Below are 18,883 nucleotides of genomic sequence, written 5' to 3'. Positions count from 1 at the left end.
TCCTTTGAGTTTAGTTTAACATTTTTAATGTCGGTTTGGAATGATAAGCTGTTTATAACTATAAAAAGCTGTTAGTTAGGTGTTTTCTATAATAAGTGTTGTTTTTCAAAAGCAATGAGTATTTCACGCGCTTGGATGGAATCCTCTGCTTCCATTAGTTGGACTCTTAATTCGTGTGCTCCTTTGAATTCTCTTAAATAGATTTTAAAAGACCTTCTTAAAGCAGGGAAAGGGTGGAGATCGTAATAATCAAAGAGATCCAAATGATAGCGAAAAAGATCAATCAATTCTTTAGCAGAATGATGACGAGGTTCTTTTTCAAAAGCAAATGGATTTTGAAAAACACCGCGGCCAATCATAATACCGTCCATCTCATAAGTATTGTATAACTCCATTCCTTGTTGCCGATCAGCAATATCCCCATTTACAGTTAAGAGGGTATGTGGGGCGTATTGGTCACGCAAATTTTTAATCTCCCCAATTAGTTCCCAATGAGCGGGCACTTTAGACATTTCTGTTTTTGTTCTTAAGTGTATGGAGAGGTTGGCAATACCTTGTTCAAATAAATGCTTCAGCCATTCTTTATATTCTTCCACTTGATGATGGCCTAAACGCGTTTTGACTGAAATAGGAAGGTTTGCTTTTTTACTGGCTTGGATTAATTGAGCAGCTAGTTGTGGTCTTAAAATTAAACCAGACCCACGACCATGTTTAAAGACGTTAGGTGCTGGACAGCCCATATTAATATCGACACCTGCGAAGCCTTCTTCTTCCATTCCATGCGCCATTTGTTCAAAGAATTCAGGCCGGTCACCCCATATATGGGCTACTATGGGTTGTTCATCTTCAGTTTTGATTAAACGACCTCGTACGGATTCTTTGCCTAGAGGATGGCAGTAGGATTCAGAATTAGTAAATTCAGTGAAGAAAACATCAGGTCTTCCAGCTTTAGCAATAACATGTCGGAAAGCAACATCGGTTACATCTTCCATAGGGGCTAAAACAAAAAAGGGTTTGGGTAAGTTTTGCCAGAAGTTTTGTGGCATAGTTTAGGACTCCTTTCGCTTATTTTTGTAAAAATAGAATCTTTAAAAGATTACCATAAATGAGGCTGGATGCAAATATAATACAGGAATCCTCTATTAATTCTTTAGGAAAAACAACTAGCCCTATCTGTATGCTATAATTTTACTGAAAATAATTTAGGAGGATAAAAATGAAAGCAAAATTTTCCAAAAAATATTCTGTAAAGAATGAACATTCAGCTGCTAAAATTGGATCAGGTGCTTTAGAAGTCTTATCGACACCTTCGATGATTGCTTATATGGAAAATGCAGCTTATGAGCTTTGTCAGAAAAATATTGAAGATACAACTTTAGAAACCACAGTAGGTATCTTTCTTGAAGTCAAACATTTAAAAGCGAGTTCGACTATGAGCGAAATTGAGATTATTATTACAAAATGTAAAAGAGAAGGAAGAGTATTCACTTTAGATATGGAAGCTTATGATAAAGAACAATTAATTGGTCAAGCAACTCATCAAAGAATTGTTGTGAATATCGAGCGTTTTATGGCAAAGCTTAAGAAATAATATTTTCATTGATCGATGCCTTGAAAGTGTTTGAAAGATATTCAGTTTGCAAACCAACTATGTTAAGATGAGGGGGTTAATAAAAAGGTATAGGGAGGATCATTAATGGCAACTTTTTTTGAGATGCTGAGCATCCAATTAGTTCTAATTGTTTATGTCTTAGCAGGTGTGCTAGCCTATAGAAAAAGAATGATTACGGATCAGAATCGTCCAGCTTTAATTAAATTAATTGTTGAGATACTTGTTCCCGCACTTATTTTTAAGTCGTTTTTTAATATAACTTGGAACATTATTGAGCTAAGCTTTCAAACTTTAATCATTGCTACTATTATTTATACAACGATAACCCTTTTCGGCGGCTTCTTTTTTCGGGATTTGCCGGAAAAACAAGCTAAAATTTTACATTATGCGACCCTTTGTAACAGTGCCGGTTTTGCTGGATTACCCATCGTTACATCCTTATTTGGTGAATTAGGCGCTATTTTAGCCGCCGTTTATTTAATACCTCACCGCATTTTTACCTATACAATTGGTATTTCTTTATTAGTAAAACAAGAAAAGAGTTTTAAAGAGACGCTTCTTTCTTTTATAAAAAACCCAATGATTTTGGCAGTTATCTTTGGATTGGTGCTGGGTTTAAGCCAAATTCCTATACCAAGCTTTATCATGAATAGTTTTGATGGTTTGAGTCGCACAGTTACTCCTTTATCCATGATTACCATCGGTTCAATTATTGGTTCGGTTAAAATGGAGGCTCTTTTTGAGAAAGCGGTTATACGGTTTGTAGGTGTTAGAATGCTCCTTATACCCTTAATCGTTTTGCTGAGCTTAAAATTTCTGCAAGTAGATGAGCAAATAGCAGGTATGTGTGTGGTGATGGCGACCATGCCCGCCGGGGCTACCACGCCTATTTTAGCGGCTAAATACGATTTAGATGTCGCTTTGGCTTCTAAACTAACTTTTGTATCAATTATTTTATCCCTCTTTTTAAGTCCAGCCTTTTTGGCTTTCGTTTAATTTGAAGACAGAGGAGGAGAAATTTTCATGCCAGCCATACATAAAAAAACTAACAAAAAAAGATCTGCATAATGTACTGACCCCCTAAAGTTGGATTTCATGGTCCAACTTTAGGGGGTCAGTACATTGAGCTAGCTCTTTTTCTGCTTATGCAGTGACTGTTTCGATAATTTGATGGCCCTTAACCATAACTGGTTGACAGTTTCCTTTTTTTAATTCTTGAGCAAGTTCATGGATAGTTGAAACCTGGTTAGGAAAATATGTCGCGTAAACGCCTACTTGGCCAAAATGATGAGAATCACTTCCACCAACACATTGTAGACCGTGTTCTTTGGCTGTAATAAAGGCTTGTTGATTTTCTTCTAAAGTTGAATTGCCATTTAACACTTCAACTGCATGAAGGCCTTTAACTTTATAAATATGGTCACCAAGGCCTCGGTTATTATTACGATAGGGATGAGCGGCTGTACAAGCTCCACCTTTTTTATTCACGTAATCAATGAATTCTTGAGCTGATAGGCCCGGCTCAGGCAATTCGTCAATTCCATAGGCTAAGACATCGCCTTCAGTAGTTAGATATTCCACCCCCACAAAGATTGGAAAATCGAGACGTTGTTGAGCCTCTTCAACTAAAGTCATGAAACCAATTGAGTCGTGGTCTGTAATACAAACGGCATCAAGTCCGATTAGTTTGGCTCTTTCGACAATCTGCTCAATTTTCATAAAGCTATCGGGTGAAAATGTCTTCTCATGCATATGTAGGTCGATTAACATATTGGATAATCCTCTCTTATAAGTTTGTAACATTAAATATTGTTCAACATCCCTATTTTACGTAAGCTTACCTCGCTATTCAAATTGAAAAACAATCTTAAAAATTTATTTATAGTCTTTATTAATACATTTGTATCAATGATTTAGCAAGTTTAGCTTTAAATTTATTAGAAAAAATAATAAATAATGACAGAACAATTTAATAAACAAAATGATTTTATTAAAAGATAATAAGAAAGAAAAATTTTAATGGAAAAACGTTTACAAAACTGGTAGGATAGCATTAAATGCTTCGGAGGCGCTTTTATGAAATTGTTAAAAGACACAAGAATAAGAATAGCTTTAATCTCAATCTTAATTTTCTTGTTTGCCTATCAAAATGTGGATCGATACTTGCAGCAGATGGACGAACAGAGACAAAATAATTTGGAAACGGTTACTTTAATTGCTAGGGCTTATGGTTATGACGGAGAAGAGGAATCAGATCCTGTACTAGAGTTTATTGATAAGCAACCGTCAAAAAATTTCACCTATGATCAAGAAGCTAAAATTGATTTGGCTCATTATTTTCATGGGGTCTCCAAAGAACAAATTATTTTGAAACGTGGTGGGATTCTTATATCAATGTTAATAATTCCATATCTACTTTTTGAGTTTATAATAAGTAAATCGGGCTTTTTATTCTAATAGCTGTTTAAAAATATGAAAGAGTAGCAATAAGGAGGAGAAAAATGAAATATTTTTCAAATTTTAAGATTCGAGCTTTATTCTTTTTTATAATAATCAGTACACTTGCGTATTTACTAGTAAAACCGATATATGATTCTTATATTATTTATAAGGAGAACGATTATTCAACCGTGTCTGTGCTGTCTAAAATACATGGTTATGAGGGTGAAGATGATATTGATTCAAAATTAGATTATATGGAACAATTGCCAGAGAATAAATTAAATAATATAGAGAAAGGGATAGTTAGTCGAGCGCGTTATTATAGAACGGATCCTGAAGTGAAAATTGTACTTAAAAAGGGAGCTATTATTGTAATAAGCTTATTCACTTTTTATTTAGTCGTCGAATACGCTTTAACGCGAACTTATTCAATTTAAAAATTGAAAACCACTAAATGAGTATCGAGAATTAAATCTACCTCTATTTTTAATAGAGGTCGTTTTAATTTGTCTAGTGAAAGTATATGAGAACTTTCTTAGGGACTTTTCATTCAAATTTAAGAGATATTTGATTAAATAATAGTATACTTATAAGTGAGCGCGTTTCAGTATTTTTAATACGTAATCTTATTTTTAAAAGCATTCGAGAAAACGCTTACAAATGCTCTGCGTTTCAGTCTCAAATAAAGATGTGTTTAAGGAGATAAAGATGATAAAATACGAAATTCCAGGTAATGGAGTGATCAAAATTTCTAATGTGATTATTGATTTTAACGGCACCATCGCTGAAGACGGGAAATTAATTGAAGGAGTGGAAGAACTTCTTTCGAGTCTTTCAGAAAATGTTAAAATTTTTATCGCCACTGCTGATACCTATGGAACTGTTAAACAACAGTGTCAAAAACTTCCAGTTGAACTGGCTACCTTTCCTTCGAGTAAAGCAGCTATCTCCAAGAAACTACTGCTTGAAGAATTAGATTCTAAAAGCTGTGCCTGTATAGGCAATGGCTATAACGATGGAGAAATGATGAGTGTAGCTGCTTTATCAATAGCTGTTATAGGAAATGAAGGGCTATCCACTGTTAGTATTCGTAATGCCGATATTATTGCACCTAATATTCATTCAGCGCTTAACATCTTGCTTAAGCCTGAGCGTATTAAAGCTACTTTACGTCATTAAGTTAAAGGAGTTAGAAAATGGATAAAAAACATTGGAGATATGCCTTTGAAAAGACATTGCCAATTGGTATCGTTTATCTCATGCTAGCCTTAGGTTTTGGTATTATGATGCAGGCTAAAGGCTTTGGTTGGATTTGGGCATTATGCTTGAGCTTTTTTGTCTACTCAGGGTCTATCCAGTTTTTAGCACCAGTCATTCTTTCTTCATCCACTGGCTTATTTGCTACAGTTATTTTAACCTTTATGGTTAATTTTCGCTTATTATTTTATGGTATTAGTCAGTTGGAAAGATACAAAAAGATAAAAGGTTGGCGCAAACTCTATTTAATTCATGGCCTTACGGATGAAACTTTTTCTTTGGTATGTACAGACCACTTACCTGAAGGAATTGAACGTGAGAAGTATTCCCTTTATGTCACAGTACTCAATCATATGTATTGGACTCTTGGTAGTGTAGCGGGTAGTTTAGTAGGGAATCTCTTACCTTTTTCAACGGAGGGCATTGATTTTGCTCTAACAGCATTGTTTTTTGTCGTCGTTCTCAATCAGTGGGAAGCTACCAATAATCACAAGCCTGCTCTTTTAGGGATGACTGTTGGGTTTATATTTTTCATAATATTTGGACCAGATAATTTTATGCTGCCGTCAATGCTTGTTGTCATTGCTTTTCTACTAATTGAAAATAGACTTAAAGGAGGCCAACCAGATTATGTCTAACCTTCATTCTATCATGTTGATTGTCGTTATGGTCATTGTGACAATCACTATTAGAGCTACTCCCTTTATTATTTTCAAAAGGAAAACTCCTATTTGGATTATTTATTTGGGGCAAGTTTTTCCTTATGCCATTATGACAATCTTATTGATTTATTCATTTAAAGATATTGCCTATACTTCTCAGCGAACGATAGCGGCTATAATATCTTGCTTTTTGGTATTCGTTTTACATAAATGGCGACATTCTACTGTCTTTTCCATTTTGGGAGGAACAGTTTTGTATATGGTATTGGTGCAAACTATTTTTCAATAAATTTTCATTATGCTTAAAAAGCCAGAGCAAATGCCTCTGGCTTTTTAATATATTTTAAAAACCGATCGAAGCAATCTAACACCTTACCGGCAAAGGCCATACCTGGATCACCATCCATAAGAATAGCAATATTGTCTAAATCCGATAATTGCTCGTAATTTCCTCCTGCTTTTATGTATTGATCAACATGAACAGCAATACATGGCTCACAGCGTTGATTAATAGCAACAGCAAGAATAATTAACTCTTTAGTAACTGCATCTGGAGCCGAGGGCTTTGCTAAGATGGCAGCAAGCTGATTATAATGTTGAAGGTATTCAGGATTAAGTTCTGTTAAAAATTGTGTATTGGCACCCACTTCTTCTAAACCTTTACGATAATCAGTCCTATAAAGATTCCTTCTGCAAAGTTATTCTCTATTAGTATAGCTTTTTTATATGAAAGTATGTTCAAAAAAATTATATATATAAATTTTTCATAAATGACGGTTATTTATTTAATAATCTAATTTAATATTTAAAATTTTATCGAGTATACTAAGTTTATAAATAAACAAAAAGGAGATTAATCACATGTCAAAAGCTTATGATATCGTTCTACGTGGTACTGGTATGGGTGAAGGTGAAAAACCTCTAACAGAAAATTTGATGAAAGGTTTTTTAAATACGCTAGCTAACACTGATAAAGCGCCAAAGCATATCCTTTTATATGGTGAAGCTGTTAAGTTAGCTTGCAAGGGCTCAGACTCAATTGAAGATTTGAAAGCAATGGAAGATAAAGGAACCAAAGTTCTTTCATGCGGTATTTGCACTGAGTACTATGAAGTAGAAAAGTATATTATGGTTGGTCAAATTACAACAATGCGTGAAGTTGTTGATATTTTAACTGAAAGTGAATTAGTAATTGAACCTTAAAAAAGAATGTGAGGTAAAATAATGGAAACGACCTTTAAGCCGTTTACAACGACATTAATTGGATCGATGCCACGGTCGCCTCAATTACTCGCTGCCAAGGAAGCTTGTCAACATTTTGGTGAGTGTGATAAATACAATCAGCTGGTTCATGACGAAACTAAAGAGGTCATAGACCTCTTTAAGCGTGCGGGCATTGATGTAGTTGTAAGTGGAGAAATTTCAAGAGATAATTTTATGTCTTATGTTGCTGAAAAAGTTGAAGGTATCGAACTTTTTTCTACAGAGGAAATTAATGACTTGCTTGGAAATAATGAGGATTATGTGCAATCCTTAGAAGAGATGGATGCTTCAGATAACTCAATGAATAGTCCAGTCTGTGTCGGTAAGCTCGATTTGGAAGCCGATTTATGTACTCAAGAGCAGGAGTTAATTAAAAGCTTAACTAATAAACCTTATAAAATCACTCTTCCTAGTCCATACCTTTTAACCCGATCAATGTGGGTAGAAGGAGTAAGTGATCAAGCTTATGCGAGTAGACGTCAATTGGGTAAAGATGTTGTTGAATTATTGAAAAACACCATTCATCGTTTATATGATAATGGGGCGCGCGTCATCCAAATTGATGAACCGATTCTTTCAGAGGTAGTTTTTCAAAGAGCCCAAGGGGATACCTCCTTCTACTGAGGAACCTTATCTGCAAAGGTCAAGGTTGACCAAGAATTAATGTTTGCTCAGTCTCTTATTCAACCTGTTCTAGATGAAATAAATAGTTTGGAAGGTTGCTTATCAGCTGTCCATGTTTGTCGAGGAAATTGGACAAAAGATGAGAGTGTATTATTAGAGGGAGCGTACGATAAATTAGGTAGCTTCTTTAATAAATTAACTGTCGACATGTTGGCTCTTGAGTTTTCAACCCCAAGAGCTGGTGAAATATCCAAGTTATTTTATAATAACTTTTTAGATGAGAAAATTATACTAGGCTTAGGTGTCATTAATCCGCGATCAGATGAGGTTGAATCAGTTGAAAAAATTATGGCTCTAGCTGAAGAAGCGTTAGAGTTCTTGCCACCAGAGAGAATTTGGCTGAATCCGGATTGTGGCTTTGCAACATTTGCCAATCGTCCGTTAAATCCTGAAGAAATAATCGAAGCCAAATTAACAAATATGTCTAAAGCCGCTCAACAATTACGTCAGAATCACTGTCAATAATTCTTTTTGCAACTAGCATAGGCTAGTTGCTTTTTTGTCTAGCTTTATAAATAAAATTTATATGAAATATTGAAACAAAGGTAAAGTTTTTCTATAATGTAAACATTAATCAGGAAACGCTTACTTAAAGCAACTTTAAAATTTTGTTCGTTAACTAATAAATTTTTAAGGGGGGAGTCTATGAATTACACTATAACCTTTAATCCAGCCCTCGATTATTTTATAGAGACCAGGGACTTCAAGGAAGGAGCATTAAATCGTATAGATTCAGAAACCTATCTTATTGGAGGTAAGGGTTTAAATGTCTCACTATTATTGTCAGAGTTTGGAATAGCTTCTTGTGCCTTGGGATTTATGGGTGGGTTCACTGGGAATTATTTAACCAATTTATTAAAAAAACATTCGATTGCACATGATTTTATTGAAGTGAATGGTCAAACACGTATCAATGTGAAGCTGAAAAGTAAGAAAGAAACAGAACTAAATGCCAAAGGTCCTAAAATATTGAGACCTCAATATGAGGCGTTCTTTAGTCAATTAAAGCAAAAATTAAAAAAAGGTGATACCGTATTTTTATCAGGGAATTTAGCTCCAGGTATGGAAGCGAAAGATTACGAAAGGATAGGCGAACTGTGCCAAAAAACCCAGGTCAATTTCATATTAGATTCAAACCGGGAATTAGTAACATCATGCTTAACCTATCGTCCCTTTTTAATTAAACCCAATCAACAAGAATTGGCTGATATTTTCAATTCAGTTATTCACACGGACAAGGATGTCATAAAATATGCCAAACGTTTACAGCAACAAGGTGCTCAAAATGTATTAGTATCCCTAGGGGCTGACGGAGCTATATTGTTAACTAGCGATAGTAAAATTTATCGATCCAAGTCAGCTCCAGGAAAATTGGTTAATTCTGTGGGAGCAGGCGATTCGATGTTAGCAGGCTTTATGGCTGAATACCAATCTTCAAAGTCGTTTAAGAATGCCTTAAAGGTGGGAACGGCTGCTGGTGCGGCAACAGCTTTTTCTTTAGGTATAGCTGAGCGAAAGTTAATGGACTCTTTAGTGGATAAAATCAAAATACAAGAACTTTAGGAGGAAAAGTTATGCAGCTATCAGAATTATTAAATATTGAAGTGATGGATCTTGATCTAATTGTTCGTAATAAATCAGAGGCTTTAAAGAGTCTTGTTAATAATTTCGATCAAGTCGGAGGAGTAACGGATCCAAAAGAATTATTTCAATCGCTACAAGCAAGAGAGCAACTCTCAACCACTGGAGTTGGTAACGGTGTGGCCATGCCGCATGCTCAATCATCAACGGTAAAAACGCCAATTATTATTTTTGCGCGTTCCCAAGCAGGCATTAATTGGCAAGCTTTAGATGAAAAAGATGTTCACTTAATTTTTATGATTTTAATGCCAAAAAACTCATCAAATGAGCATCTGAAGGCAATTGCTTCCTTGTCAAAAAAATTGATGGAAGAAGGAATGATTGATCAACTGATGTCTGTTAAGAATGCCCATGAAGTGGTTGATTTATTTTCTGAAGAAGCAGATTTAAAAGAAACTGCTCAAGCTAAAAGTGAAAAAAATATAATTTCTGAATCATCAGATACTTATATTTTAGCAGTTACCGCTTGTCCAACAGGGATAGCACACACCTTTATGGCTGAAGAAAAGTTAAAAGAAGCAGCTAAAAAAGCTGGGATCAGTATTAAAGTGGAAACAAACGGGCAAGCCGGTATCGGTAACAAACTTAATCAAGCGGATATTAAAAAGGCCGATGCAATTATCGTAGCGGCAGATAAACAGGTTGAAATGAATCGATTTGATGGCAAGCCGGTTATCATTACTAAAGTTTCAGATGGAATTAATAAGGCCGATGAATTAATAAATAGGGCCGTTCGTCTCGACGCTCCTATCTTTCACGCTAAGGGAGAAAAGGTAAATGAGATAGAAGATTCTGGTGAGAAAGAATCAATCGGTCGTCAATTCTACAAACATTTAATGAATGGCGTTTCTCATATGCTTCCATTCGTTGTGGCCGGTGGGATTTTGATTGCACTTTCTTTCTTCTGGGGTATAAATTCTGCTGACCCAAGTAGTTCAGACTATAGTGTATTTGCTCAAATACTAAAAACAATTGGTGGAATGTCTTTTGCCATGATGCTACCAATTTTATCTGGATTTATCGGTCAATCAATTGCAGATCGTCCAGGACTAATAGTTGGATTAATGGGTGGGATTTTTGCTAATCCTGGTGTTTTAGCTGCTTATGCACCACAAGGCATTTTTGAAAATCTAGTACCCTCTGGTTTTCTTGGCGCTCTGATAGCGGGTTTCTTAGCAGGCGCTATTATAAGAGGGCTGCAAATTGCCTTCAAGTGGATGCCTAAAACCCTTGAGGGTATGAAGGCAATCTTCATATTCCCAGTTCTGGGTATTCTAATGATAGGTCTGCTAATGCTATTTGTAGTGAATGGTCCGATGGGTGCGGTGATGACGGGATTAATGAATGCGATTGAATCAATTCCAAGAGAATGGGGCATTGTATTAGGATTTGCAGTAGCAGCTATGATGTCTATTGATATGGGAGGCCCCATTAATAAGGCTGCTTATGTTACAGGAACAGCTCTAGTCACTCAAGCTCAAGGGGCGGGTTCAGATGTTATGGCGGCAGTAATGGTTGGTGGAATGGTTCCGCCTATGGCTATTGCCTTAGCCGCTACGATTAAACCAAAAGTGTGGTCAAAACAAGAAAGATCTTCGGCCTATGTGAATTATGCCATGGGAGCTAGCTTTATTACCGAGGGAGCAATACCTTTTGCAGCGGCTGACCCTTTACGCGTTATTCCTTGTCTAGCCTTAGGTGCAGGTTTAGCCGGTGCACTTTCAATGGCTTTTGAATGTGTTAGCTTAGTTCCTCATGGAGGTGTTTTTGCGATAGCAGCAGGTGGGGTAAGCAACCCAATCATGTATATTCTATCTTGGTTAATAGGTAGTATAGTATCAGCCTTTTTACTAAACTACACCCGTCAATTAAAGAAGGGGTAATAACCCAATAGGTATATTATTAACTAAATTTTGATAAATTATATAATTATAGTTATTAGTTTATTGCTTTGTGAGAATATATAGATAGTAAAGTTTGATTAATCGCTAACCATCGCTAATCTTAGTTGAGATTATTAGAAGATGCAGCGCTTTTCAAATCAAATTCTAATCAAACTAATATGGAAATTGTTTGGAAGATTGTTTAATATTAAGGACAGGAGTGAGAAAACGATAACATTTTCTACACCCTCTTAGGAATGATTAGAAAGAATCAACCGTTCTAGTTTTGCTCTTTCTATTTCATACTAAAACAAAGTAAACTGACTTACAATCGCTGCAAGACTTAAACTTTAAAATCAAATGGCTTGACAGCGTTTTCACTAATTGGTAAAATGTAAGCAATTACAGTTTTTGAAAGTGAGGGAAGTATACTCAGAAAAACTTTATTGTTTGTCGCTTTGTACATTTTTAAGGAGGAAAATTAATGAAGAAATCGTTAAGAAAAGTAGTTGTTTCTTTTGTAACTGCTTTGACGCTAGGTTCCGCAGTATCACCATTATTGGCTTCAGCACAAGATGAAATTGTTGGTGATTTAGTTCCAGAATATAAAGCTACTTATTTAGGGGATCCTACTTCACTGGACTATACATTCTCTATGCGTGATTCAAATACAAGTCATACAGTTAACTTCATCGATGGATTATACGAAAACGACCAATTCGGTAACTACATCCCATCAGTTGCAGAGTCTCATGAAGTTTCAGAAGATGGCTTAGTCTATACTTATAAAATCCGTCCAGGAGTTATGTGGTTTGATAACAACGGTAACGAAGTGGCTGAGACAACTGCTCACGATTTTGTTACTGGTTTAAAACACGCTGTAGAGGTTCAATCAGAAATGTTACCAATCGTACAATCATCTATTAAAGGTCTTAACGACTATGTAAATGGTAAAATTACTGATTTTGCTGAAGTAGGGGTCAAAGCGATTGATGATTATACCCTTGAATATACTCTCGAAGAACCAGAACCATATTTCAACTCAAAAACAACTTATGGTATTTTATATCCAATCAATCAAGAGTTTCTAGATTCTGTTGGAGATGATTTCGGTTCATTAACTCCAGACTCAATTTTATACAATGGAGCTTTCCTACTTTCTAACTTAACTGCTAAATCTGAAATTGAATACACTAAGAACGAAAATTATTGGGATGCTGATAATGTATTCTTAGACACAGTTCAATTTACTTACAATGATGGTTCTGATCCAGAAGTATTCTACCGTCTATACAAAGATGGAGCTGTATCGTTCTTTACAGTAAATCCTACTTTACCAATCTATGACGATGTTAAAGCAGAATTCGACGGTTATATCACACAACAACAACGTCAAGGATCTTCATTCTTATTACAGTTTAACTTAAACCGTTTGAAGCATGAAGCAACTGGTAAAACTACTGAAAAGCAACATGAAGACACTCACCAAGCACTTTTAAATAAAGCTTTCCGTCAAGCAATTATGTTTGCTTTCGATAAACACACTTACATGACACAAAAATTCGGTGAAGAATTTGCTGATACAGATATTCGTAACTTATTAGTTGCACCAGAATTTGTTATGTTAGAAGAAGAGTCATTTGGAGAAGCAGTAGCACGTCACCTTGAAGAAATGAATCCGGAACTTTATGAAGGAATCAACTTGGAAGATGGACAAGATGCATTCTTCAATCCAGAAAAAGCTCAAAAATTAATTGAACAAGCAAAATCTGAATTAGAAGGCGTAGACTACCCAATTCAATTAGATATTCCAGTTCTAGAAACAGTTCCTGTGGCTGTCAACTTTGCTAAGTCTTTAAAAGCTTCTTTTGAAGAAGTTTTAGGTTCTGAAAATGTTGTAGTTAATCCAGTTCTTCTAAACCAAGATACATATTTAAACGCAACATTCAACGCTACTGTTGCTGCAGAAGTTGATTATGATATGACTAATGAATCTGGTTGGATTCCTGACTACTTAGACCCATCAACATTCTTAGATATTTATTTACCTACTAATGGTACTTTCTTAGTTCCAATTGGTTTTGATCCAATTCTTAAAGAAGGACAAGAAGATCCATATGCAGAAGCACGTGAAGCTTCAGGATTATACGAATATGCTGAATTGGTCAAAGCAGCTGATGCTATTAATGATGATTTAGATGCTCGTTACGATGCTTATGCTAAGGCACAAGCTTGGTTAACAGATTCTGCAATCGCAATTCCATTTAACACTTTAGGATCACACCTACGAGTTACTAATATTGTTCCGTTCTCTGGTCCTTACTCATTTGCAGGTACTGGTCAACGTAGATTCAAGTTCTTGAAAGTTCAATCTGAACCTGTTTCATATGAACAATGGCAAGCGGCTTACGATAATTGGTCAGCTAATAAGTTAGACGGATCAAGTGTTTCAAGTGAAGTTGGTGGAAGCAAAACTGATGAGTCTGCTTCTAAAGAAGAAACTGAAGAAGAAATGATGGACGAGTCAGCTGAAGAAACTGAAGAAACTGAAGAAATGAAAGATGAATCAGCTGAAGAAACTGAAGAAGCGGCTGAATAGTCAAAAGAAAATGTAATCTTAGATGAAAAAGGCTGAGAAATTGGCCTTTTTCATTTATTATAGGAGGATTCAAATGAAAAAATACTTATTCAAAAGAATTCTTCGGTCACTATTTTCGATTTTTATGGTTACTACTTTAGTGTATTTAGCCATTTTTTCACTGGTGCCGAGAAATTCAATCTTCAAAGATGACCCTGCAATTGCTAAATTAAAGTCACAACCCGATCAACTTTTAGAGTATCAAAATAGCGCTTTTGACCGAATGGGGTATATTAATTATTTAAATCAACGTGACTTTCAAAAGGAAGTTCAAAAAGACTATCCAGAATTTACAAATCAAGAAAGTCCCGAGAATCAAGCAATTATAGACAAATGGCAAGAAAATAACCAAAATTGGGAAGTAGGTCAACTTCCGATAAGCGGAGGCTATTTTGCTACCGATGAAGTTTCAATTGGTGCAAGGGTCTTAAATTTTTATAAAAATTTGATTGAGTTTGATCACCCTTGGCGTATTAAAGACCCGGAAAATCCTGATCTAAAGCGTGGATATAAAATCACTCACGACGCAACAGCTGGTTGGGCATTAACTGGTTCAGGTACAAAATATTACTACCAAATCTACTTCAATAATAAATTCCCATTTATCCACCAAAATTTCCTTAAAATTAATTTAGGAGTTTCATACCCTACTTTTGCAGGGAAGCCTGTTGTGGATGTTATTACGGACAAACAAGGACGTTCAGTAACAGAAGAAATTACTATGCCAGATGGTAAAACCTTTAAATCTGCCATTAATCCTTACACACGTTACTACAAACCAACAGCTGAACTTTCTTTAACAGAAAAACGTATGTTTGAAGGTTCAAACTATGCAGGGGCTGATTCTAATAACGAAGATCCATCTATGATGATGATTTCATTTAGAAACGGCATTGCCTCAATTATTTTAATGTATACTATTGCTATACCAATGGCTATGGCTATGGCAAGATACAAAGGTCAATTGGTAGATAAGTTAGGAACTGCAATTATCACACTCTTAATCTCAGTACCTTCAGTTGCTTTCATTTTCTTTGGACGATATATTGGTAATAAGTTCTTTGGGCTACCTGATTTATTCCCAATTTTTGGACCTGGGAATATTAAATCCTATATAATGCCTGTTATTGTTTTAGCTTTATTAGCTCTATCTGGTTCTGTAATGTGGATTCGACGCTATATGGTCGATCAGCAGTCATCTGATTATGTTAAATTTGCTAAAGCGAAAGGTTTAAGTCAATCAGAAATATCTCGCAAACATATATTCAGGAACGCGATTATACCAATTGTGAACGGTGTTCCTGGAGCAATTATTTTCTCAATTGCTGGAGCCACAATCACTGAACAAGTATTTGCCATTCCTGGAATGGGTAAAATGTTGCCAGATGCAATTCTTTCTCATAATAACCCAATCACTGTTGGATTAATCTTTATATTCTCAGTTTTAGGGGTTGTCTCTATCATGTTAGGCGATATTGCGATGACTCTTGTGGATCCACGTATCCGCCTAGAAGTGAAGGAGGATAAATAATGGAAGTACAACCTAATATTAATGATGCTTCTTTTCGTTTTGTAGAAACAAATGAAAAAGAAGCTGAAAAAATTAATTCACCAAAATACTCTTATTGGCAATCGGTTTGGAGAACTTTTGGTAAAAATAAGATTGCTATTTTCTTCTTATTTCTTATGACAGCAATCATTTTAATGTCATTTATCCAACCTATTTTCTCTGGTTATGATCCAATGGATACTGCTAAAATTAATGATTTATCAGCACGCTATATTGAACCGAGTGCAAAGCACTGGTTTGGTACAGATGCTAATGGACAATCATTATTTGATGCTACTTGGTCTGGAGCAAAAACATCCATTTCAATCACAGTTTTAGCGACTTTGGTCACTACGACGGTTGGTGTAGTAGTTGGTGCATTCTGGGGAATGTCACAAAAAATAGACGTTTTCATGCTAGAGGTTTATAATGTTTTTGCTAATATTCCACCGTTATTAATTATTATGGTATTAGCCTATTCATTAGGGAATGGTTTTTGGAATTTACTTTTTGCAATGACCCTCACTTCATGGATTTTTACGGCATACTTTATTCGTGTACAAGTAATGATTATGCGTGATCGAGAGTATAATTTAGCATCAAGAACTCTCGGAACACCAGCAAGACGAATGATTTTTAAAAACATTTTGCCTTATTTAACATCAATCATTACTACAGACGTTTCCAGAGTTTTACCAGGATTTATTGCGACTGAAACTTTCCTATCCTTTATTGGAGTTGGTTTATCAGCTGATATTGTTTCTTTAGGTGGATTAATTCAGAAGTATTCCACAAATATCGCTTCAAAACCGTACTTATTCTGGATTCCTGTATCTGTTCTTGCTTTGATTTCAGTTTCTCTTTACATTGTGGGTCAAGCATTAGCTGATGCAACTGATCCTAAGAATCACATATAGGAGGCAATTGAAATGACAGAAAAGAAAAAGATATTAGAAATAAGAGATCTGGTTGTTAAATTCCAGGTGCGTGACTCTGAATTGACTGCTATTCGTGGTATCGATTTAGACCTTTATGAAGGTGAGGTTCTTGCTTTAGTAGGGGAATCTGGATCAGGAAAGTCAGTTTTAACGAAAACATTTACAGGAATGCTTGAAAAAAATGGTAGTATTCCAGAAGGTAAAGTTATCTATAAAGGCGATGAGTTACAAAATTTTACTTCAGATAAACAATGGTTAAAATATCGTGGTAAAGAAATGGCAACAATTTTCCAAGATCCAATGACTTCTTTGAATCCAGTCTTAACAATTGGAACTCAAATAACAGAGGTTATTACTAAGCATCGTAATGCTTCGCAAAAAGAAGCAAAAGAGGTAGCGATTGATTTAATGGAGCGTGTTGGTATTCGTGACGCTGAAAAACGTTTTGATGATTATCCGTTTGAATATTCAGGTGGAATGCGTCAACGTATTGTCATTGCAATTGCATTGGCATGTCGTCCTAAAGTATTGATTTGTGATGAACCAACGACTGCTTTGGATGTTACTATTCAAGCTCAAATTCTAAGATTACTAAAAGAATTACAAAAAGAATATGAATTTACAACTATATTTATTACTCATGACTTGGGTGTAGTGGCTCAAATTGCAGACCGTGTTGCAGTAATGTATGCGGGACAAGTCATTGAAACAGGAACAGTAGAAGATATCTTCTATGACCCAAGACATCCTTACACATGGGCACTTTTATCATCATTACCACAATTATCAAATCCGGAAGAAGATCTATTCTCAATTGCAGGTACACCACCTTCTCTTTATACAAAAATTGAAGGAGATGCTTTTGCTCCACGTAGTCCTTATGCAATGCAAATTGACTATGAAGCTGAACCACCTATGTTTAAAGTTTCAGACACTCACTACGCTAAAACATGGTTACTAGATCCTCGAGCACCGGAAGCTGAAAAACCATCTGTTATTCATAACCTTCATGAAAAATTGAAGAAAGTTCATGGTGCAGATGCAGCTCTTAGAGAGGAGTTAGCAAATGGAGAAAAATAGAGAAAAATTAGTTGAAGTAAACGACCTTGAAATCACTTTTGGTGAAGGCAAAGACAAGTTCGTTGCTGTTAAAGATGCCACTTTCCATGTATTTAAAGGAGAAACCTTATCATTAGTAGGTGAGTCTGGATCTGGTAAAACAACTATTGGTCGTGCAATTAATGGTATTAATAAAACTTCAGGAGGAGAAATTCTCTTTAAAGGTAAAAGAATTAATACTAAATTATCTGAAAAAGAGCGTAAAGAGCTAATTGGAAGCATTCAAATGGTCTTTCAAGATCCCTCTGCCTCTTTGAATGACCGTGCAACAGTAGAGTATATTATCTCAGAAGGCCTTTATAACTTTAATTTATTTAAAGATGAAGAAGATCGCTTGCAAAAAGTTGAGAATATGCTTAAAGAAGTTGGACTTTTATCTGAGCATATGTATCGTTATCCTCATGAGTTCTCAGGTGGACAACGTCAACGTATTGGGATTGCTCGAGCCCTTATTATGGAACCAGAACTTGTTATTGCAGATGAGCCGATCTCATCTTTAGATGTTTCTGTTCGGGCGCAAGTTCTTAACTTACTCCGTAAATTCCAACGTGAAAATGGCTTAACTTATATTTTTATTGCTCATGACTTATCAGTCGTACGTTATATTTCTGATAGAATAGCAGTAATTCGTAATGGTCGTATTCTTGAAGTTGCGGAAACTGAAGAATTATTCCGTAATCCAATTCATCCTTATACACAAGCTTTACTTTCTGCTGTACCTATTCCAGACCCAGAGCTTGCTCGTAAAGTTAAATTGAAAGTTTATGATCCTGAAATGCATGATTATTCAACTGATATACCAAAAGTACGTGAAGTACTCCCAGAACACTACATTTATTGTAATGAAGCTGAATTGGCTAAATATCAGGAAATGTATCATTAAGAGTTTAAGTCGAGGTTTTAATCTCGGCTTTTCTTTTATTATAAGTTAGTGTAAAATTAATATATCATTTAGAAATGAGGTAGAAAAATGTTACCACAAACAGGCGAAATGGCTACTTGGTTTTTGATTGTGATCGCAGCGATTGCTTTAATCGGTGGTATTGCAATGGTATACAAAGGCAATAAAAATAAGCGTTAAGCTTATTTTCAGACATCCTGCATCCCTTAGGTAGTTTAGGGGTGTATTTTTAAGCAGATTTCTGTCAACCGTAAATGAAAATGTCCTGAAATTTTAAAAATTTGCGGGATAAAA

Annotated in this window: 20 protein-coding genes; 17 read left to right on the top strand and 3 right to left on the bottom strand. The window is 35.4% G+C overall.

Annotated features, from left to right (window positions below):
* Positions 1-86 precede the first annotated feature (86 nt).
* Positions 87-1,046, bottom strand: coding sequence for a tRNA dihydrouridine synthase (locus ACQV2R_RS06560; RefSeq protein ID WP_428874525.1), 960 nt, complete (start codon positions 1,044-1,046; stop codon positions 87-89).
* A gap of 170 nt (positions 1,047-1,216) precedes the next feature.
* On the opposite strand from ACQV2R_RS06560, the gene ACQV2R_RS06555 reads away from it, so the two are divergent.
* Both ACQV2R_RS06555 and ACQV2R_RS06550 read left to right on the top strand, forming a co-directional pair.
* Positions 1,217-1,591 (top strand): thioesterase family protein, encoded by a 375-nt coding sequence (locus ACQV2R_RS06555; protein WP_428874947.1) that lies wholly within the window; start codon positions 1,217-1,219, stop codon positions 1,589-1,591.
* A 105-nt stretch (positions 1,592-1,696) separates the two neighbouring features.
* Positions 1,697-2,608, top strand: a complete 912-nt coding sequence (locus tag ACQV2R_RS06550; protein ID WP_428874527.1) for an AEC family transporter — start codon at positions 1,697-1,699, stop codon at positions 2,606-2,608.
* 147 nt (positions 2,609-2,755) lie between these two features.
* On the opposite strand, the gene ACQV2R_RS06545 is transcribed toward ACQV2R_RS06550, so the two are convergent.
* On the bottom strand, positions 2,756-3,382 hold the full coding sequence (locus ACQV2R_RS06545) for a PHP domain-containing protein (protein WP_428891986.1): 627 nt from the start codon (positions 3,380-3,382) through the stop codon (positions 2,756-2,758).
* Positions 3,383-3,688: 306 nt separating this feature from the next.
* Between ACQV2R_RS06545 and ACQV2R_RS06540 the strand changes: the two genes are divergently transcribed.
* The 5 genes from ACQV2R_RS06540 (at position 3,689) to ACQV2R_RS06520 (ending at position 6,262) form a co-directional block, all read left to right on the top strand.
* Positions 3,689-4,069, top strand: coding sequence for a hypothetical protein (locus ACQV2R_RS06540; RefSeq protein WP_428874529.1), 381 nt, complete (start codon positions 3,689-3,691; stop codon positions 4,067-4,069).
* A gap of 44 nt (positions 4,070-4,113) precedes the next feature.
* Entirely contained in the window at positions 4,114-4,491 is a 378-nt protein-coding gene (locus ACQV2R_RS06535; RefSeq protein ID WP_428874952.1) for a hypothetical protein, read from the top strand.
* A 271-nt stretch (positions 4,492-4,762) separates the two neighbouring features.
* Complete coding sequence (locus tag ACQV2R_RS06530; RefSeq protein WP_428874531.1) at positions 4,763-5,233, top strand: HAD family hydrolase; 471 nt, start codon at positions 4,763-4,765, stop codon at positions 5,231-5,233.
* A gap of 17 nt (positions 5,234-5,250) precedes the next feature.
* Complete coding sequence (locus ACQV2R_RS06525; RefSeq protein WP_428874532.1) at positions 5,251-5,949, top strand: AzlC family ABC transporter permease; 699 nt, start codon at positions 5,251-5,253, stop codon at positions 5,947-5,949.
* Positions 5,942-6,262 carry a branched-chain amino acid transporter permease gene (locus tag ACQV2R_RS06520; protein ID WP_428874533.1) on the top strand — a complete coding sequence of 107 codons (321 nt, stop codon included), beginning with the start codon at positions 5,942-5,944 and terminating at the stop codon, positions 6,260-6,262. The genes ACQV2R_RS06525 and ACQV2R_RS06520 overlap by 8 nt, the downstream gene beginning before the upstream one ends.
* Before the next feature lie 13 nt (positions 6,263-6,275).
* Here the strand turns inward: ACQV2R_RS06520 and ACQV2R_RS06515 are convergent, their stop codons facing one another.
* Positions 6,276-6,620, bottom strand: a complete 345-nt coding sequence (locus ACQV2R_RS06515) for a carboxymuconolactone decarboxylase family protein (RefSeq protein WP_428875985.1) — start codon at positions 6,618-6,620, stop codon at positions 6,276-6,278.
* A 214-nt stretch (positions 6,621-6,834) separates the two neighbouring features.
* On the opposite strand from ACQV2R_RS06515, the gene yedF reads away from it, so the two are divergent.
* The 10 genes from yedF (at position 6,835) to ACQV2R_RS06465 (ending at position 18,769) form a co-directional block, all read left to right on the top strand.
* Positions 6,835-7,176, top strand: a complete 342-nt coding sequence (yedF, locus tag ACQV2R_RS06510; RefSeq protein ID WP_428874535.1) for a sulfurtransferase-like selenium metabolism protein YedF — start codon at positions 6,835-6,837, stop codon at positions 7,174-7,176.
* Between the two features lie 21 nt (positions 7,177-7,197).
* Complete coding sequence (locus ACQV2R_RS06505; protein WP_428891985.1) at positions 7,198-8,385, top strand: cobalamin-independent methionine synthase II family protein; 1,188 nt, start codon at positions 7,198-7,200, stop codon at positions 8,383-8,385.
* 180 nt (positions 8,386-8,565) lie between these two features.
* Entirely contained in the window at positions 8,566-9,483 is a 918-nt protein-coding gene (gene pfkB, locus ACQV2R_RS06500; RefSeq protein WP_428874444.1) for a 1-phosphofructokinase, read from the top strand.
* 11 nt (positions 9,484-9,494) lie between these two features.
* The gene (locus ACQV2R_RS06495) at positions 9,495-11,444 is read left to right on the top strand and encodes a PTS fructose transporter subunit IIABC (RefSeq protein WP_428891984.1); all 1,950 of its coding nucleotides are present in this window, start codon (positions 9,495-9,497) and stop codon (positions 11,442-11,444) included.
* A gap of 484 nt (positions 11,445-11,928) precedes the next feature.
* Positions 11,929-14,043 carry a peptide ABC transporter substrate-binding protein gene (locus ACQV2R_RS06490; protein WP_428874955.1) on the top strand — a complete coding sequence of 705 codons (2,115 nt, stop codon included), beginning with the start codon at positions 11,929-11,931 and terminating at the stop codon, positions 14,041-14,043.
* 73 nt (positions 14,044-14,116) lie between these two features.
* Positions 14,117-15,613: an ABC transporter permease gene (locus tag ACQV2R_RS06485; RefSeq protein ID WP_428882082.1), complete on the top strand. Its 1,497-nt coding sequence runs from the start codon at positions 14,117-14,119 to the stop codon at positions 15,611-15,613.
* A complete protein-coding gene (oppC, locus tag ACQV2R_RS06480; protein ID WP_428874957.1) occupies positions 15,613-16,548 on the top strand; it encodes an oligopeptide ABC transporter permease OppC in 936 nt (311 codons plus the stop codon). The genes ACQV2R_RS06485 and oppC overlap by 1 nt, the downstream gene beginning before the upstream one ends.
* A 12-nt stretch (positions 16,549-16,560) precedes the next feature.
* The gene (locus ACQV2R_RS06475) at positions 16,561-17,649 is read left to right on the top strand and encodes an ABC transporter ATP-binding protein (RefSeq protein ID WP_428882083.1); all 1,089 of its coding nucleotides are present in this window, start codon (positions 16,561-16,563) and stop codon (positions 17,647-17,649) included.
* Positions 17,636-18,571 (top strand): ATP-binding cassette domain-containing protein, encoded by a 936-nt coding sequence (locus ACQV2R_RS06470; RefSeq protein WP_428874958.1) that lies wholly within the window; start codon positions 17,636-17,638, stop codon positions 18,569-18,571. The genes ACQV2R_RS06475 and ACQV2R_RS06470 overlap by 14 nt, the downstream gene beginning before the upstream one ends.
* A gap of 87 nt (positions 18,572-18,658) precedes the next feature.
* The gene (locus ACQV2R_RS06465) at positions 18,659-18,769 is read left to right on the top strand and encodes an LPXTG cell wall anchor domain-containing protein (protein WP_428874437.1); all 111 of its coding nucleotides are present in this window, start codon (positions 18,659-18,661) and stop codon (positions 18,767-18,769) included.
* Positions 18,770-18,883 lie beyond the last annotated feature (114 nt).

The sequence above is a fragment of the Facklamia sp. P12937 genome (assembly GCF_050409505.1).
In the GTDB taxonomy this organism is placed as follows: domain Bacteria; phylum Bacillota; class Bacilli; order Lactobacillales; family Aerococcaceae; genus Facklamia.
The sequence above is the reverse complement of the archived record's forward strand: the minus strand, read 5'-3'. Positions and strand labels throughout refer to the sequence as shown.

Excerpts from the sequence above, each read along its gene's own strand:
- ACQV2R_RS06530 (WP_428874531.1), top strand. The coding sequence starts at position 4,763 with ATGATAAAATACGAAATTCCAGGTAATGGAGTGATCAAAATTTCTAAT.
- ACQV2R_RS06535 (WP_428874952.1), top strand. The coding sequence starts at position 4,114 with ATGAAATATTTTTCAAATTTTAAGATTCGAGCTTTATTCTTTTTTATA.
- ACQV2R_RS06555 (WP_428874947.1), top strand. The coding sequence starts at position 1,217 with ATGAAAGCAAAATTTTCCAAAAAATATTCTGTAAAGAATGAACATTCA.
- ACQV2R_RS06485 (WP_428882082.1), top strand. The coding sequence starts at position 14,117 with ATGAAAAAATACTTATTCAAAAGAATTCTTCGGTCACTATTTTCGATT.
- ACQV2R_RS06490 (WP_428874955.1), top strand. The coding sequence starts at position 11,929 with ATGAAGAAATCGTTAAGAAAAGTAGTTGTTTCTTTTGTAACTGCTTTG.
- ACQV2R_RS06545 (WP_428891986.1), bottom strand. The coding sequence starts at position 3,382 with ATGTTAATCGACCTACATATGCATGAGAAGACATTTTCACCCGATAGC.
- ACQV2R_RS06465 (WP_428874437.1), top strand. The coding sequence starts at position 18,659 with ATGTTACCACAAACAGGCGAAATGGCTACTTGGTTTTTGATTGTGATC.
- pfkB (WP_428874444.1), top strand. The coding sequence starts at position 8,566 with ATGAATTACACTATAACCTTTAATCCAGCCCTCGATTATTTTATAGAG.
- ACQV2R_RS06550 (WP_428874527.1), top strand. The coding sequence starts at position 1,697 with ATGGCAACTTTTTTTGAGATGCTGAGCATCCAATTAGTTCTAATTGTT.
- ACQV2R_RS06495 (WP_428891984.1), top strand. The coding sequence starts at position 9,495 with ATGCAGCTATCAGAATTATTAAATATTGAAGTGATGGATCTTGATCTA.
- ACQV2R_RS06560 (WP_428874525.1), bottom strand. The coding sequence starts at position 1,046 with ATGCCACAAAACTTCTGGCAAAACTTACCCAAACCCTTTTTTGTTTTA.
- ACQV2R_RS06540 (WP_428874529.1), top strand. The coding sequence starts at position 3,689 with ATGAAATTGTTAAAAGACACAAGAATAAGAATAGCTTTAATCTCAATC.
- ACQV2R_RS06470 (WP_428874958.1), top strand. The coding sequence starts at position 17,636 with ATGGAGAAAAATAGAGAAAAATTAGTTGAAGTAAACGACCTTGAAATC.
- yedF (WP_428874535.1), top strand. The coding sequence starts at position 6,835 with ATGTCAAAAGCTTATGATATCGTTCTACGTGGTACTGGTATGGGTGAA.
- oppC (WP_428874957.1), top strand. The coding sequence starts at position 15,613 with ATGGAAGTACAACCTAATATTAATGATGCTTCTTTTCGTTTTGTAGAA.
- ACQV2R_RS06475 (WP_428882083.1), top strand. The coding sequence starts at position 16,561 with ATGACAGAAAAGAAAAAGATATTAGAAATAAGAGATCTGGTTGTTAAA.
- ACQV2R_RS06525 (WP_428874532.1), top strand. The coding sequence starts at position 5,251 with ATGGATAAAAAACATTGGAGATATGCCTTTGAAAAGACATTGCCAATT.
- ACQV2R_RS06520 (WP_428874533.1), top strand. The coding sequence starts at position 5,942 with ATGTCTAACCTTCATTCTATCATGTTGATTGTCGTTATGGTCATTGTG.